General features: G+C 71.2%; 13 protein-coding genes. 8 read left to right on the top strand and 5 right to left on the bottom strand.

Annotated elements, in window-relative coordinates; translation table 11 throughout:
• Positions 1-8: 8 nt before the first annotated feature.
• Together HNR19_RS11730 and HNR19_RS11735 are read left to right on the top strand one after the other, a co-directional pair.
• Complete coding sequence (locus tag HNR19_RS11730) at positions 9-407, top strand: hypothetical protein (protein ID WP_179668084.1); 399 nt, start codon at positions 9-11, stop codon at positions 405-407.
• Positions 404-1228: an MBL fold metallo-hydrolase gene (locus HNR19_RS11735; RefSeq protein WP_179668085.1), complete on the top strand. Its 825-nt coding sequence runs from the start codon at positions 404-406 to the stop codon at positions 1226-1228. Before HNR19_RS11730 ends, HNR19_RS11735 begins: the two co-directional genes overlap by 4 nt.
• 9 nt (positions 1229-1237) lie before the next feature.
• Here the strand turns inward: HNR19_RS11735 and HNR19_RS11740 are convergent, their stop codons facing one another.
• The 3 genes from HNR19_RS11740 to HNR19_RS11750 form a co-directional block, all read right to left on the bottom strand.
• Positions 1238-2818, bottom strand: a complete 1581-nt coding sequence (locus HNR19_RS11740) for an AMP-binding protein (protein WP_179668086.1) — start codon at positions 2816-2818, stop codon at positions 1238-1240.
• Positions 2819-2895: 77 nt separating this feature from the next.
• Positions 2896-3999: an SMP-30/gluconolactonase/LRE family protein gene (locus tag HNR19_RS11745; RefSeq protein ID WP_179668087.1), complete on the bottom strand. Its 1104-nt coding sequence runs from the start codon at positions 3997-3999 to the stop codon at positions 2896-2898.
• Positions 3996-5474 (bottom strand): flavin monoamine oxidase family protein, encoded by a 1479-nt coding sequence (locus tag HNR19_RS11750; protein ID WP_179668088.1) that lies wholly within the window; start codon positions 5472-5474, stop codon positions 3996-3998. The genes HNR19_RS11745 and HNR19_RS11750 overlap by 4 nt, the downstream gene beginning before the upstream one ends.
• Before the next feature lie 78 nt (positions 5475-5552).
• Between HNR19_RS11750 and HNR19_RS11755 the strand changes: the two genes are divergently transcribed.
• From HNR19_RS11755 to HNR19_RS11770, 4 genes are all read left to right on the top strand, one after another.
• Positions 5553-7625, top strand: a complete 2073-nt coding sequence (locus HNR19_RS11755; RefSeq protein ID WP_179668089.1) for a neutral/alkaline ceramidase — start codon at positions 5553-5555, stop codon at positions 7623-7625.
• Complete coding sequence (locus tag HNR19_RS11760; RefSeq protein WP_179668090.1) at positions 7615-8217, top strand: TetR/AcrR family transcriptional regulator; 603 nt, start codon at positions 7615-7617, stop codon at positions 8215-8217. The genes HNR19_RS11755 and HNR19_RS11760 overlap by 11 nt, the downstream gene beginning before the upstream one ends.
• 88 nt (positions 8218-8305) lie before the next feature.
• Positions 8306-9676, top strand: a complete 1371-nt coding sequence (locus HNR19_RS11765; RefSeq protein WP_179668091.1) for a fibronectin type III domain-containing protein — start codon at positions 8306-8308, stop codon at positions 9674-9676.
• Complete coding sequence (locus HNR19_RS11770) at positions 9673-10563, top strand: family 16 glycosylhydrolase (RefSeq protein ID WP_179668092.1); 891 nt, start codon at positions 9673-9675, stop codon at positions 10561-10563. Before HNR19_RS11765 ends, HNR19_RS11770 begins: the two co-directional genes overlap by 4 nt.
• A 3-nt stretch (positions 10564-10566) precedes the next feature.
• Here HNR19_RS11770 and HNR19_RS11775 read toward each other — a convergent pair whose 3' ends face one another.
• Positions 10567-11682 carry a potassium channel family protein gene (locus tag HNR19_RS11775; RefSeq protein ID WP_343047161.1) on the bottom strand — a complete coding sequence of 372 codons (1116 nt, stop codon included), beginning with the start codon at positions 11680-11682 and terminating at the stop codon, positions 10567-10569.
• Positions 11683-11774: 92 nt separating this feature from the next.
• Complete coding sequence (locus HNR19_RS11780; protein WP_179668093.1) at positions 11775-13142, bottom strand: cation:dicarboxylate symporter family transporter; 1368 nt, start codon at positions 13140-13142, stop codon at positions 11775-11777.
• A 135-nt stretch (positions 13143-13277) separates the two neighbouring features.
• Here HNR19_RS11780 and HNR19_RS11785 point away from each other — a divergent pair, with 135 nt between their 5' ends.
• On the top strand, positions 13278-14867 hold the full coding sequence (locus tag HNR19_RS11785) for a sensor histidine kinase (RefSeq protein ID WP_343047162.1): 1590 nt from the start codon (positions 13278-13280) through the stop codon (positions 14865-14867).
• A gap of 2 nt (positions 14868-14869) precedes the next feature.
• Positions 14870-15556, top strand: a complete 687-nt coding sequence (locus tag HNR19_RS23540) for a response regulator (RefSeq protein ID WP_343047163.1) — start codon at positions 14870-14872, stop codon at positions 15554-15556.
• Positions 15557-15560: the final 4 nt, after the last annotated feature.

A 15560-nucleotide genomic window follows, 5' to 3' on the forward strand; every position in this document is an offset into this window, starting at 1 on the left:
AGCACACGATGACGAACATCCCGTACGCCGGAGGCCACCGGGCGGGCATCCCGTCAGCTGACGACCTCCGAGCGCGGATCCCAGGATGGGGCGCCGACCTCGACCCCGCCGACCGACCGTCGCACCCGCGCGAGGTCCCGGGCGCGATCCGGTCCGGCAGCGCAGGGGAGGTTCCGGAGAACCAGCCCGAGCGGTGGCCGCGGGAGCGGTCGATCGAGCACGCCAGGCTCACGCCGGTGTTCGGTTCCACGCTGCCCCCGCGTGGGGTCTCTGGGGCGATCCGCCGACTGGCCTACCGCCGGTACAGCGAGGCCCGTGCCGCCCATTGGCTGCTGCTCCTCGCTGCGGACCGCGTCGAGAGCAAGGGCCAGGCCCTACGGTCTCTCCTGAGCCGACGTACGCCGTGAACGAACCTGCGGAAGCTCCTGGGCCGGGCACGGACACCCTCACGTTCGTCGGCACCGCGACGACCGTCCTCCGCCTGGGCAGGTTCACCCTGCTCACCGACCCGAACTTCCTGCACCGCGGCCAACGCGCCTATCTCGGCAAGGGCCTGTGGTCACGACGCCTCACCGATCCCGCGCTCGGGCCGTCCGACCTGCCACCGCTGGACGCGATCGTCCTCTCGCACCTGCACGGTGACCACTTCGACCGCGTCGCGCGCCGCGAGCTGGTCCGGGACCAGCCCGTCCTCACCACGCCCCAGGCCGCCGACAAGCTGCGCCGCTGGGGCTTCGACGCCGAGGGGCTGCGCGACTGGGAGCGCACGAAGCTCACCAAAGGCGAGGAGACCCTGTTCGTAGAGGCGGTGCCGGGCATCCACGCCCGTGGCGTGCTCGGCCGGATGCTGCCGCCGGTCATGGGCTCCGTTCTCGAGCACCGGGTGCGGGGTGAGGTACGACGCCGCGTGTACATCAGCGGCGACACGCTGACCGGCGAGCACGTCTCCCACATCGCGGAGCGTCACCCCGACCTCGACACCGCCGTGGTGCACCTGGGCGGCACCAAGGTGCTGTTCCACACCGTCACGATGGACGCGGACCAGGGCGTCGACTTCCTCCGACGGACCCGTCCGGGGCAGGCCATCCCCGTGCACTACGACGACTACACCGTGTTCAAGTCCCAGCTCAGCACGTTCCTCGAGCGCGCCCGGACCGCCGGCCTGCGCCCTGCCATCAGCGTGGTAGAGCGCGGGGAGTCGGTCGCTCTCGGCCCTCCGGCGAGCTAGTGCTTGGGGTCAGCTCGTCGGCGCGCCCCTGAGGTCCTTGCGCAGGATCTTCCCGGAGGCTGACTTCGGCACGGCGTCGATGAAGTCGACCATCCGCACCTTCTTGTGCGGGGCGACCTTCTCGGCGACGTAGGCCATCACGTCGTCGGCGGAGAGCTCCTGGCCCGGCTGGAGCACGACGAACGCGCGCGGGATCTCGCCGCCCTCCTCGTCGGGGTGGGCCACGACGGCCGCGTCGGCGATCGCCGGATGCGTCAGCAGCACGGCCTCGAGCTCGGCCGGCGGCACCTGGTAGCCCTTGTACTTGATGAGCTCCTTGAGCCGGTCAACGACGAAGATCTCGCCCTGCTCCCCCACCTCGACGATGTCGCCGGTGTGCAGGAAGCCGTCGGCGTCGATCGTCTCGCTCGTCGCCTGCTCGTTGCCGAGGTAGCCCTTCATCACCATCGGACCGCGGAGCCAGAGCTCGCCCGGCGCGGAGCGCTCGCCCGACACAGGCACGATCTCCTCGCCGGTGCCGGGGTCGACCACCTTCGTCTCGACGTTGGGGATCGCGAAGCCGATCGACCCGACCGACAGGTCCTTGCGGTCGGGCGGGATGACGTGGGTCACCGGGCTCAGCTCCGTCATGCCGTAGCCCTGGAGCACGTCGCACTGGAGCTTGGCGTGCACGGCCTCGCCCAGCGCCTCGTCGAGGGGCGCGGCGCCGGACATGATCCGCGTGACGCTGGAGAGGTCGTAGGACTCGACGGCCGGGTGCTTGGCCAGCGCGACCGCCATCGGCGGGGCGATGTAGAGCATGTCGATCTTCTGGTCCTGGATCAGGCCCAGGAACTGCTCCAGGTCGAACTTCGGCATGGTCACGAGCTTGGCGCGGAGGTGGAGGGTGGTGTTGAGGATGACGTTCATCCCGTAGATGTGGAAGAACGGCAGTACGGCGAGCACGACCGCGTCCCGGCTGAGCTGGATCATCGGCTCGAATTGCGCGATGTTGGCGACCAGGTTGCGATGGGTGAGCATCACGCCCTTGGCCTTGCCCGTGGTGCCCGACGAGTAGGGCAGGACGGCGAGGTCCGTGGCCGGGTCGATCTCGACCTCGGGCGGAGCCTGGCCGGCCCCGAGCAGGTCGAGGAACGACTCGTGACCCTCGGTCGGGTCGAGCACGATCACCTTGTCGGCGCCGAGCCCGACCTCCGCACACCCGGCGAGCGCGCCGGGCAGCAGCAGCGAGACCGTGACGTAGAGCTGGGCGCCCGAGTCCCGCAGCTGGCTGGCGATCTCGGGCGGCGTGTAGAGCGAGTTGATCGTGGTGACGACCGCGCCTGCGCGCAGGATGCCGTGGAAGATGATCGGCCACACGGGGACGTTCGGCGCGTGGAGCGCGACGACGTCGCCCTTCCCGATGCCCTTCGCGGCCAGCGCACCCGCCACCGCGTCGATCGCGCCCTTGAGCTCGCCATAGGTGAACGTGCGGTCGCCGTCGGTGATCGCGACCCGTGCCGCGTCCTCGTCGCTCAGGCTCCCGAACAGGTAGTCGTAGAGGGACTGGTCGGGGATCTCGACGTCGGAGAAGGGACTCGGGAACGGCACGGGAGGACTCCCTCGGGTAGGTGCGACGGCGTGTGCGCGATCACACTAGCGACGCCGGGCCGCCCCCGACAGCACCGTCAGCGGCGCGGACGTCCGGCACTCTCCGGGATGTAGACCGGCACGCCGCTCTCGCCCACGTGGACGTCGAGGATCGCGTGGTGCGCCTCGGTGCCGGTGAGGTAGCTCTGGTTGGCCACCAGCACGCTCTCTCCGGCGAACGTCACGTTGGACGGTGTGTCGAACGGGACCGGGGAGCCGTTGTCGCCGCTCACCAGCGCGCCGATCTTGCGGACCGGGCGGTAGTGCTTGTCGAGCACCGCGATCTGGTTGGTGCCGGCCAGGGCGACGTAGACGTTGCCGGACTCGCCGAACGAGAACCCGTCGGGCAGGTCGAGCAGTCCGGACGTCCAGAGCCGGTCCAGCGAGGGTGGCGCGACGTCCCCGTTGGGATCCTCGCCGATGAAGAGGCGGTAGAGCTTGCCCTGCGCGACGGTCGGCTCCCCCAGGCCGAGCGACGACTGCTGCATCACGTAGAGGGCCTGCTGCTGCGGCCGGTAGACGATCCCGGTGGTGCCGAACGTCCCGCCGTCGAGCTTCTGGTCGCGGTGGAACACCCACGCTCGGTCGCCGCCGCGCGGGATCCGCCAGATGACCGGCTGGCCGTAGTCGGTGACGTAGAGGCTGCCGTCGCGACCCCACGCCGCGTAGTTGGGGATCGGGCCGGCGCCGCCGGGCACGTCGCGGACCTGTGCGTACGTCCACCAGCGGCCGGTGCGGATGTCGAGCATCAGGATCCGCCCCGAGCCCTTGTCGAGCACCATGAGCCGGCCGCGGGCGTCGGCAGTCGCGACCTGCACCCCGTGCGGCTGGGTCAGGTCCTGGCCGGGCACCGTCCACGAGCGCAGCAGCGTGCCGCCGCGGGTCCACTCGCGCACGACCGAGGGGACGGCGTCGCCGCGGGGGTTGGAGAACGTGCCGGCATAGACGCGGCCGTTGGGGTGCCGGAACACGTTGGCCGGGTAGCCCGGCGCCTCGACCAGGGCCAGCACCTTCGTGTGCCCGACCTCGCGGTCGGGCCGAGCCACCGTGGACGCCGGCGTCGCCACGAGGGCGGACGCCCCCACCACGAGGAGCACGGCGGTCGCGGCGGCCCGTCGTACCGAGAGAACCCGAGACCTCACAGCAGATCCGCCACCTCTCGGGCCGCGCGCTCGCCGGCGCGGACGGCCCCGTCCATGAACCCTGACCAGTACGTCGATGTCTCCGTGCCGGCCCAGTGGACGCGGCCGAACGGCTTGCGGATCTCCGACCCGAGCGTCGAGACGACCCCCGGCGCCGGCAGGGCGATCGGGCCGCCGGTCGTCCACGGCTCGAGCGTCCAGTCGTGCTCGGTGTACTCGACGGGGTGCAGCGCCTGCTCGCCGAACATCTCCGCGAAGCCCTCGAGGATCGCGCGGCGACGCTGGGCGAGCGGCAGGCGCCCGTACTCACGCCAGGTGGAGCCGCCGACGAACGCCAGCAGCACGCCGGGGCCGCCGTCGGCGGGCGTGTTGTCGAAGACCGCCCGGGTCGCGCCGCGGTTGGACAGGCCGGAGCCGGACAGCCCGGCCTCGCGCCAGAACGGCGTCTCGTAGACGGCGTCGCACTTCATCAGCTTGCCCATCGGCATCCGCTCGAGGAGTTGCCGGCGCCGCACCGGCAGCCCGGGCGACCAGTCGATGTCGAGCACGAGCGGCGGAGGACACGCCACGACGACCCGCTTCGCGCGCACGGTGCCGCGGTCGGTGTGGACCTCGACGTGCCGGTCGCGCTGCGCGATCCGTCGTACCGGCGCCCGCAGGGCGACCCGGTCACCCAGCTTCTTCGCCAGCCGGATCGGCACGATCTGCGACCCGAGCACGAAGCGCGAGTCCTGGGCGCCGCCGGCCGTGCTGGAGGACCGGGTGAACGTCCCGACGTTGCGCTCGTTGCCGGCGGTCGCGATGAACCAGGCCAGGAACAGCAGCGACACGTTGCCCGCGTCGGACCCGAAGCTCGGCTGGAAGTAGCACTTGAGGAGGTCGTCGACGTCGGGCACCAGCGACTGCTGGGCGACCCAGTCCTTGACGGTGGTCGCGTCCCACTCCGCCGCCCGCGGATGGCTCCACGGCGCGTCGACGGCGATCTCGGCCGCCATCTGGTCGAGCTTCATCTGCAGCAGCGCCGCGTCGAGGAGGATCGCCGGATCGGTGGGCACGGTCCCGGTGTAGGTCGAGCGCCGGCCGTTCTTCACGTAGACGTTCTGGCCCTCGACGTACTCCTTGAACGTCTCGGCACCGAGCTCGTCGGCCAGCCCGAGGATGTGGTCCTGCGTGGGCCCGACGAACGCGCCGCCGGCCTCGATCACGCCGCCGGCGCGCAGGTGGTGGTTGAGCACGCGCCCGCCGACCCGGCCCCTGGCCTCGACCACGAGCACCCGGTGACCGGCGCGGGTCAGGCGGCGGGCCGCCGTCAGCCCGGAGATGCCGGCGCCGACCACGACCACGTCGACCCGCTCGGGCAGCGGGCCGCGCGTGGTAGTGGCGAGAGCGGCCTCCTCGGCAGCGAGGCCGACCGCGGCGGCCGCGGTCACGCCACCGAGGAAACCGCGGCGGCCGAGGGCGAAGGGGTCTGCCATGAACCGACAAACGGAGCACGCCTCCATCGGTCACGGTTTTCAGGTCAACTGACCTGATGGGGGTCGTATGCTCCCGCCATGCTCCTCACCCGCACGCTCCCCCGCGCACTGGCCGTCGCGGTCGCGGCGAGCCTCGCCCTAGCCGTGCCGCCGGGCACCGACGCCGCGCCGGATGGCGCTGCCGAGGCCGGTCCGCGGCCCGTGCACGAGCCGGAACGGCGGGCCGGCGGCGCGCCGTACCTCGTCGGTCGCGGCATCGCGGACGTCACCGGGGAGCCCGCGCAGACCGGGATGATGGGGTACGCCGACACCAGCCAGGTGACCGAGGGCCTGCACATGCGGCAGCGCTCCCGCGCGTTCATCATCGTCGACCGTCGCACCGGCGAGCGCGTCGTCCACGTCGTCGCCGACATCGGGATGTTCTTCCAGGGGATCCACGACGAGATCCTGGGCGAGGTCCGGGAGCGGTTCGGCTCGCTGTACGGCGAGCGCAACGTGATGCTGACCGCCACGCACACGCATGCCGGGGTGGGCGGCTACTCGCACCACAACATGTACAACATCTTCAGCGGGTTCTTCCACGAGCGGACCTATCGCGCGATCGTCGAGGGCGTCGTCGCCTCGATCGTCCGCGCGCACGAGGACCTTGCACCCGCGCGGCTGACCGTCGCGACCAGCCGGCTGGACAACGCGAACGTCAACCGCTCGCGCACCGCCTTCGCCCTCAACCCTCGGCGGGACCGCCGCTTCTTCGACGACGCCACCGACACCCAGAGCACCACGCTGCGGGTCATCCGCGACGGGCGTGTGGTCGGGGCGATCAACTGGTTCCCCGTCCACGCGACGAGCATGTCGACGGACAACCACCTGATCAGCCCCGACAACAAGGGCTACGCCGAGTACCGGTGGGAGGAAGTGGCGGGCGTCGACCACCTCGCCGACCGCGACCCGCGCTTCGTCGCGTCGTTCGCGCAGACCAACGCCGGCGACATGTCGCCGAACCTCAACCTGCGGCCGAGCGACGGTCCGACGACCGACGAGTTCAAGAACACCCGGATCATCGGTTCCCGCCAGCTGCGGGCAGCACGGGGAGCCGACGGGGCTCGCGCCGTGACCGGCGGCGTCGACTCGCGGACGGTCTACGTCGACCTCGACGGCTACGAGATCGACGGGCGGTGGACCCCCGACGGCGAGGCCGCGACGACCTGCGCTCCCGCACTGGGCGCCGCGTTCGCCGCCGGCAGCACCGAGGACGGCGGCGGCGGGCTCCCGATCTTCCACGAGGGCGCCGGGGGCGGGAACCCGATCTTCGACCTGATCAGCAACGCGCTCTACACGGCGAGCCCCGCGCTGCGCGACTGCCAGGCGCCGAAGGAGATCCTGCTCCCCGTGGGCGACCTCGGCCTCGCGTCGTCCGTCGTGCCCGTGCAGCTCGTGCGGATCGGCGACCTGTACCTGATCGGCCTGCCGGCCGAGGTCACGATCGTCGCCGGGCTGAGGCTGCGCCGCGCGGTGGCCGACGTCGTCGGCGTGCCCGTGCGGCAGGTGCTCGTGCAGGGCTACGCCAACCACTACATCCACTACCTGACGACGCCCGAGGAGTACGACGCGCAGGAGTACGAGGGTGCGTCGACGATCTTCGGACGCAACGAGCTGCCCGCCCTGACCCAGGTGAGCGTCGGCCTCGCGCGGGCGATGCGGAGCGGGCGAGCCGTCCCGCTCGGCGCCAAGGACGACCAGCCGACGCCGTTCGCCGACAACGGGCTGGTGCCGGCGGACACGCCCCCGTCCGGCGGCGAGTTCGGCGACGTCACGCAGGCGCCGGAGTCGTCGTACGAGCCGGGCGAGGTGGTGACGGTCGCGTTCGCGGGCGCCTACCCCAACAACGACCTGCGGCACGGCTCGACGTACCTGAAGGTCGAGCGGCTCCGTGACGGGCGGTGGCGCCGGGTCGCCGACGACGGCGACTGGTCGACCAAGCTCCACTGGAAGCGGACGGGCTCCAGCGGCTCGACGATCACGATCGAGTGGCAGGTCCCGGGAGGTACGCCGGCCGGCCGCTACCGGATCCGCTACTTCGGCGACGCGCGCACGTCCGGCGACGCCCTCACCCCGATCAGCGGCACGAGCCCGGTGTTCCATGTCGACTGAGCACGAGCGGGCGACCAGCCGCCTGCCGCAGGCCGAGCGCCGCCGCCAGCTCGTCGACGCCGCCATCGCCGTGATGACCCGGGACGGCGTCCGCAAGGCGACCACCCGCGCGATCGTCAACGAGGCCGGCACCTCACTGAGCGTCTTCCACTACTGCTTCGCCTCGAAGCAGGACCTGCTCGACGCGGTCATCCGCCAGCTCGTCGGCACCACGGTCGACCTCGCGGAGGCGTCCTTCGAGCCGGGCGCCCCGCGCCGGGAGCTGATCAGGGCGGGCCTCACGGCGTACTGGGACCACGTGACGAGCCACCCGCTCGAGCACCTGCTGACCTACGAGCTCACCCAGTACTGCCTGCGCACGCCGGGCTATGCCGAGGTCGCGCGCCACCAGTACGAGCACTACGGGCTCACGTTCGTGACCATCCTCGAGGGGCTCGGCGTCCGCGGCCGGGTGCCGCTCGAGGACGTCGGCCGCTACCTCGCGGTGGTCGTCGACGGCCTCACCGCCGACTGGCTGGCGCGGCGCGACGACGCCCAGGCGCGGCGGATCCTGGACCTCCTCGGAGACCACGTCGAGGAGATGCTGGCCTGATCGGCCATTCGGCAGACACCCCAGCGGCGCGGTCCTAGGCTCGAAGGGCTCATCTCGGACAGGTCCCGCTCTGGGGGTTTCTCGACAGATGAAGATCCGCACCAAGCGCGCCGCGCTCTACGCGTGGCTGCCCGTGCTCTGCCTGGTGGCGCTGTCGTTGTCGACGGCGCCCGGCTCGTCGGAGGCCCGCCGGGCGGGCAACCTCACGATCTCCCCGGGCGAGTTCTACGGCGGCCAGGGCGTCACGTTCAAGGGCAACATCGGCACCGCCGGCAAGAGGTCGATCTGGCTCGAGTTCCACATGGGCCGCGCCGGCGACGACTGGACCCGGATCGAGGGCTCCACACGGGAGACGGAAGCCGACGGCTCTTTCGAGTTCGTGTTCCCCGCCCGCGGCATGAACAACATCAAGCTGCGCGTCGCTGCGGCCGGCGGGCTCGCCACCGAGCAGAAGAACTTCACCGCGCACGACCAGGCGGTGACCCTGGCGGTCCAGCCGGACGACCTGGACTACGGCGACAGCTACTGCGGCGGCAGCCGCCGCCACTTCATCAGCTACGACGCGGTGGCGGCGGAGGGCTACACGCTCACCGTCGACTCGACACCGGACGGAGAGCCGGTGCTCGAGGGCCGCGGAGTGCGGCTCGAGAAGCGGGTCAAGGGCACCGACTGGCAAGAGGTCGCCACCGCCACGATCGACGACAAGGGCAAGGCGACCTTCGACCTCCCTGGGTCCGCCAGTACCGGCCAGGTCGCCTACCGCGCCCGCCTCGCCGAGTGGACGGACAACGACAGCGAAATCGGCTGGTACCCATCGTTCCCGACGTACGTCGACGCGCAAGAGCGCCCCAACGCCGTGACGATCGTCGAGGCGAAGGATCCGACCGCCGACCCCTGGGCAGATCCCGAAAGTCTGATCGTCGAATGGCCCACCGTCACCGACGCATTGGTCGATGACATCATCATTGCCTGGAACCAGGGTCCCACGCCCCCGGACCGTCCGGGCTCCGCCGATGACCGGGCCTTCCGGGCGCCGAGCGCGACGCAGCTCGCTTTGAACGACCTGCAACCGAACAAGAACTATTCGTTTGCGGTGTTCACGCGCAGCGACCAGGGAATCTGCTCGAAGGCTGAATCGGATACGGAGAAAACCGACCCGATCCCTCAACCACTGCCGGTAGAGGGGTTCTCTGCTACCGCTCTCGCACCCCGCGAGGTCAAGCTCACGTGGAACCCGATCAGTGATGCGCCACCGGAAGGCCAGCAGCTCACGAGTCTATTGATCTACCGGGACGGTGCGTTCGTTACAGCGCTCCCGCCGACTGAGACGAGTTATACGGACACCACGGTCTGGCCCGAAGGCAACTTCACCTACGAGATCTACACGGTCAATCACTGGGACGTGGAATCACCGCACGAGACGGCCTTCGTCCAGACCCCGCCGGAGGTGACCCCGTGAAGACGACGACCAGCCGCATCGCGCGCGGCGCGATCATGACCGCGGCCCTCCTCGTCGGGACGCTGATCCTGCCGGGCACCGCCGACGTCTCCGACCGGGCGCCGGACGCACGCAAGGCGGGCCAGGGCACCGCGTCCCAGAACTACGGGTGGGCGCCGTCGCTCTTCGACTTCGCCTGGGAGTACGGCGAGTCGCTCACCGACCGGCCCGGACGCGGGACGAAGCGCCAAGGCCGGTGGCTCGACGTCACCACCGGGTCCGGTCGCGCCGCCCGTCACAACGGCGGCCTGATGATCGAGAGCAAGTACGGCATCGTCGCCCCGGCCGACTCGGGTTCCGGCGACCACGGCACCACGACGCTGACCCTCCAGGGCAACCCGCAGACCTACGGCCGGTGGGAGCTGCGCGGCAACGTCTGGGGGCAGAACGACAGCGGCGGCCACTACACGGTGCGCTACTCGCTGGTGCCGGAGAAGGATCCCGACTGCACCGCGCGGTCGATCACGATCGCGCAGTTCTCCCGCGCCAAGGACTCCTACTCGTTCGGGGCGTACACGCCCAACAAGAAGCGCGCATGGCGCAAGTCCATGGGCGGCGTCCCCCAGGGAGTCCGCAGCGAGACGAACAGCCACGCCTACGCGGTCGAGGTCGGCAAGGACCACATCTCCTGGTTCCTCGACGGCAAGGTCGTCGGCGTCGTGAAGACCAAGGCGGCGATCCCGAAGGTGCCGCTGACACTGCGGCTCTCCCTGATCGGCAGCAACGACAAGGAGATGCAGCACACCTACGTGATCCAGGACTGGATCCGCGGGTTCCCGATCGGCAAGGGCAAGCAGGTGAGGTCCGGCCCCGGGCTCAAGGCCGGGAAGCACAACTACCCCTGCTGAGGATCAGCCCTGGTCGTCGGCGAAGTCCTCGTTGTGGGTGCCCGGCCGAGGTGCCCACGGCTTCTCCTCCGCGGGCCGCACGACGATCAGCCGGTCGCCCCGAGCGAGCAGCGCCACGACCGGGTCGAAGTAGCGGTAGACCTTCTCGTCGCGGACCACCGCGATCACCTGGTCGGGCAGTGACTGCGGCTGACGGCCGACCTCGGTGACGAGCAGGTCCCGCTCGGCGACCTCGAGCCCGTCGCCGTAGGTCAGCAGGTCCTCCATCACCGTGCCGAGGGTGGGCGACAGCGTCGACAGGCCGAGCAGGCGTCCGACTGCGTCGGCGGAGATGATCACCGAGTCGGCGCCGGACTGGCGCATGAGCGGGGCGTTCTCCTGCTCGCGCACCGCCGCGACGATGAACGCGTCGGGGTTGAGCTGGCGGACGGTGAGCGTCGCGAGCACGTTGGTGTCGTCGCGGTCGGTGGTGACGATGACCTGGTCGGCCGTGGCGACCCCCGCGCGGCGCAGCACCTCGCGGCGGGTCGCGTCGCCGGTGACGACCGCGAGCTGGTCGGCATGCGCGTCGGCCATGGCCTCGGGGCTGGGGTCGACGACGACGACGCTCTCCCGCTCCAGTCCGTTGTTGACGAGCGTGTCGACGGCGCTGCGGCCCTTGGTGCCGTAGCCGACGACCACGACGTGGTGTCCCATGTGTCTCCTCCAACGGGCGATCCGGAACAGCTCCCGGCCGCGCTGGGCCAGCACCTCGAGGGTGGTGCCGATGAGCAGCACCAGGAACGCGATGCGGGCGGGGGTGATGACGAAGGCGTTCACGAGTCGCGCCGTGTCGCTCAGGGGCGCGATGTCGCCGTACCCCGTCGTCGACAGGGTGACGGTCGTGTAGTAGATCGCGTCGATGAGCGTGATCGTGCCGTTGGGGTCGGCAGCGGTGGCGTCGCCGCCGTCCTTGTAGCCGTCCCGGTCGAAGTAGACGAGCAACACGGTGCCCACCAGGATCGCGAGAGCCGCGAGGATGCGGCGCCCGAGCTCCCACCAGGGCGACCGGGTCCGCTCCGGCAGAGCCACCCGTCCGCGGGTCTCGACGACCGCTGCGGCCTGGGGGTCCTCGCTCACGGCTGTGAATCTAGTGCAGGCCCGGTGCCGATCGTCGGAGACGCCACGAGCCGCCGCCCCGACGGGGCGGCGGCTCGCGACAAGCGACGGGCTCAGACCAGCGCTGGGGCCCTGGTCCCGGCCTCCTTCTCGTCCTCCTCGGCCGGCGGCGCGCCGTGGTCGTCGACCATGGTGGTCTCGTCGAACGGGTCGTCCCCGGCGAGCACCCGGTCGAGCTGGGAGCGATCGAGACCACCGGTCCAGGTCCCGATGAGCACGGTGGCGACCGCGTTGCCGGCGAAGTTCGTCACTGCGCGGCACTCCGACATGAAGCGGTCGATCCCGACGATCAGCCCGACGCCGTCGACCAGGTCCGGCCGGTGCGAGCTGAGCCCACCCGCCAGGGTTGCCATGCCGGCACCGGTGACGCCGGCGGCGCCCTTCGAGGCGATCATCATGAACAGCAGGAGCGAGACCTGCTCCCCGAGCGAGAGCGGGTCACCCATCGCCGAGGCGATGAACAACGACGCCATCGTCAGGTAGATGGCCGTGCCGTCGAGGTTGAACGAGTAGCCGGTCGGCACGACGACGCCGACGGTGGACTTGTCGACACCGGCGTGCTCCATCTTCGCGATGAGCCGCGGCAGGGCGGTCTCGGACGAGGACGTCGACACGATCAACAGGAACTCCCGGCCCAGGTAGCGCAGCAGCGCGAACAGGTTGATGCCGGTCGTCACCTTGAGAAGGACCCCGAGGACGACGAACACGAACAGCGCGCACGTCGCGTAGAAGCCCAGCATCAGCACGGCCAGGCTCTTGAGCGCCTCGACACCGGTCTCCCCCACGACGCCGGCGATCGCCCCGAACGCGCCGATCGGCGCGGCCCACATGACCATCCCCAGCACCCGGAAGACGAGCCGCTGGACGTGGCCCACGCCGCGCAGGACCGGCTCGCCGGTGCGGCCCATGGCCTGCAGAGCGAAGCCCACGAGCAGAGCGACGAGCAGGGTCTGCAGCACCTCGCCGGACGTCAGCGCGGACAGCATCGAGTCGGGGATGATCCCGAGCAGGACGTCGGTCGTGCTGGTGTGCTCGACCCCCGCCGCCTGCTCCGCCCCCGCCGACGCGGTCTCCTCGGTGATGCTCAGCCCCGAGCCGGGGTGCAGGACGTTGCCGACCAGCAGGCCGATCGCGAGGGCCGCGGTGGACATCGCCACGAAGTAGCCGAGCGCGAGACCGCCGACCTTGCCGACCCGGGCGGCGCTGCGCACCGACCCGACGCCGAGCACGATCGTGCAGAAGATGACCGGCTGGATCATCATCTTGATCAGCGCCACGAACGCCTCGCCGAGCGGCTTGAGCTCGACGGCGAACGCCGGAGCGAGCAGTCCGACCGCGATGCCGGCGGCGACCGCGGCGATCACGGCGATGTAGAGGAAGTGCGTGCGATCCCTGCGCGCCGCACGGCTGTGGTTGCTCATCGTTTGACCTCCTGGTGCCGGCCTTCCCGGCTCGTGACCGACTCTCGCGAGCCGCGTGACGTGCGTCACCGTTGCGTTCGTTGTGTTCGTGACCTGCGCCACAAGAACCGCCGGGTGCTGCGCGAGAATGCGGAGGTGCGCCGCCCCCGACCGATGGCCGACCTCTCGGTCGCCCGCCAGATCCTGCTGCTGCAGGTCGGCGTGGTCCTGCTGCTGGTCGGGGTCGCGATCGCCCTCGCGACGTACGACGCCCGTCGTGACGTCCGCGACCACGCCGCCGACCGAGCGGCAGCCGTCGCCGAAGCGGTCGCGGACTCCCCGACCGTTCGCGGCGCGGTCCGGACCGCGGACCCGACCCGGGTCCTGCAGCCCTACGCCGAGGACGTGCGGATCGACACCGAGACCGACTTCGTGGTGGTCATGGGCCTCGACCGGATCCGTTACACCCACCCGGACCCCGACCGGATCGGCGAGCCGTTCGTCGGTGACCTCGGCGGTGCGCCCGAGGGGGAGGTCTTCACCCAGCAGTACACCGGGACCCTCGGGCCGTCGATCCGCGCCGTCGTCCCGGTCCGCGACGGCGACGAGGTCATCGCGCTGGTCTCCGTCGGGGTGGAGGTGAGCGACGTCTACCGTCAGCTGTGGCGTGACGTGGTGGTGATCCTCGCGGTGGCCGGCGGGGTGCTGGCCGTCGGCGTCGTCGGCGCCGGCCTCGTCAGCCGCCGGCTGCGGCGGATGACCCATGGGATGGGCGAGCGCGAGATCGCCCGGATGTACGAGTACTACTCGGCGGTCCTCCACGCGGTGCGCGAAGGACTGCTGCTGCTCGACCAGGACGGCCGGGTCGAGCTCGTCAACGACGAGGCGCGCCGCCTTCTGGACCTGCCCGAGGACGTCGTCGGGCGGGAGGTCGGTGACCTCGGCCTGGCACCCGGCCTCGTCGCGGCGGCGCTCGGTCGCACACCCGAGTCCGACGACCTCTACCTCGCCGGGGACCGCATGCTCGTGGTCTCCACCGCTCCCGCTCTCTGGGAGGGTCGGGAGGTCGGCTCGGTGGTGAGCCTGCGCGACCACACCGAGCTGAGGTCGGTGACGGGCGAGCTCGACCTGGTCCGGCGGCTCACCGAGTCGCTCCGCTCGCAGAACCACGAGTCGGCCAACCGGCTCCACACCGTCGTGTCCCTCATCGAGATGGGGCGCGCCGAGGAGGCGGTCGACTTCGCCACCGAGGAGCTCCAGGTCGCCCAGCTCCTGACCGACCGGGTCGTCGGGGCGGTCGACGACCCCGTCGTCGCGGCGCTGCTGCTCGGCAAGTCCGCCGAGGCCGCGGAACGGGCGATCGAGCTCACCGTCTCGGGCAACGTCGAGGGAAGTGCCGACGTGCCCGGTCGCGACCTCGTGACCGTGCTGGGCAACCTCGTCGACAACGCGTTCGACGCCGTCGCCGACGCGGCCGAGAAGCGGGTCGCCGTCCGGCTCGAGGGAGACCGCGGCACGCTGACCATCGAGGTCGACGACAGCGGTCCCGGCCTCGGCGACGAGGACGCGGCCCGCGTGCTCGAGCGCGGCTGGACGACCAAGGCGGCGCCGGGTGCCGGTCGCGGGCTCGGGCTCGCCCTGGTCAGTCAGGTGGCCCGTCGCAACGGCGGCGAGGTGCGCATCGGCCGGTCCGACCTCGGCGGTGCGCGGTTCACCGTCGTGCTGCGGCCGGGAGCAGGCTCGTGACCGTGCGGGTGCTCGTCGTCGAGGACGAGGTGCGAGCGGCCGAGGCGCACGCGTCGTACGTCGGCCGCGTTCCCGGGTTCGAGGTCGCCGGCGTCGCCCACTCCGTCGCTGACACGATGCGCATCCTCGAGGCCGAGCGCGCGCAGGGCCGACCGGTCGACCTGTTGCTGCTCGACATGAACCTGCCGGACAGGCACGGCCTCGGGCTGGTCACGAGCGTCCGCGCCGCTGGTCACCTCGCCGATGTGATCGCGGTGACCGCGGCGCGCGACACCGATGTCGTCCGGCACGCGGTCGCGCAGGGCGTGGTCCTCTACCTGCTCAAGCCGTTCACGTTCGCGACGTTCCGGTCCAAGCTCGAGCAGTACGCCGCCTACCGGACGCACCTCGACGAGTCACCCCGCGAGTTCGTGCAGGACGAGGTGGACCGCCTGCTCGGCACCCTCCGCCCCTCCGGCACCGCGCCGCTCCCGAAGGGCATGAGCGCGGAGACGCTCCGCGAGGTCACGTCGGCGGTGCGGGCCTCGCCCGGGGGCCTGTCGGCCAGCGAGGCGGCCGCGGCCATCGGGACCTCCCGGGTCACCGCGCGCCGCTACCTCGAGCACCTCGCGTCCAGCGGCCTCGTCGAGCGGCAGCCGCGCTACAGCGGCGGCGGCGGGCGGCCCGAGGTGGCCTACCGCTGGCGGTGACGTC

Source organism: Nocardioides thalensis (assembly GCF_013410655.1).
Lineage (GTDB): Bacteria > Actinomycetota > Actinomycetes > Propionibacteriales > Nocardioidaceae > Nocardioides > Nocardioides thalensis.

What these genes read in the sequence shown, in the direction of transcription:
- HNR19_RS11755 (WP_179668089.1), top strand. Translation starts at nt 5,553, where the DNA reads ATGCTCCTCACCCGCACGCTCCCCCGCGCACTGGCCGTCGCGGTCGCG.
- HNR19_RS11730 (WP_179668084.1), top strand. Translation starts at nt 9, where the DNA reads ATGACGAACATCCCGTACGCCGGAGGCCACCGGGCGGGCATCCCGTCA.
- HNR19_RS11765 (WP_179668091.1), top strand. Translation starts at nt 8,306, where the DNA reads ATGAAGATCCGCACCAAGCGCGCCGCGCTCTACGCGTGGCTGCCCGTG.
- HNR19_RS11750 (WP_179668088.1), bottom strand. Translation starts at nt 5,474, where the DNA reads ATGGCAGACCCCTTCGCCCTCGGCCGCCGCGGTTTCCTCGGTGGCGTG.
- HNR19_RS11760 (WP_179668090.1), top strand. Translation starts at nt 7,615, where the DNA reads ATGTCGACTGAGCACGAGCGGGCGACCAGCCGCCTGCCGCAGGCCGAG.
- HNR19_RS11780 (WP_179668093.1), bottom strand. Translation starts at nt 13,142, where the DNA reads ATGAGCAACCACAGCCGTGCGGCGCGCAGGGATCGCACGCACTTCCTC.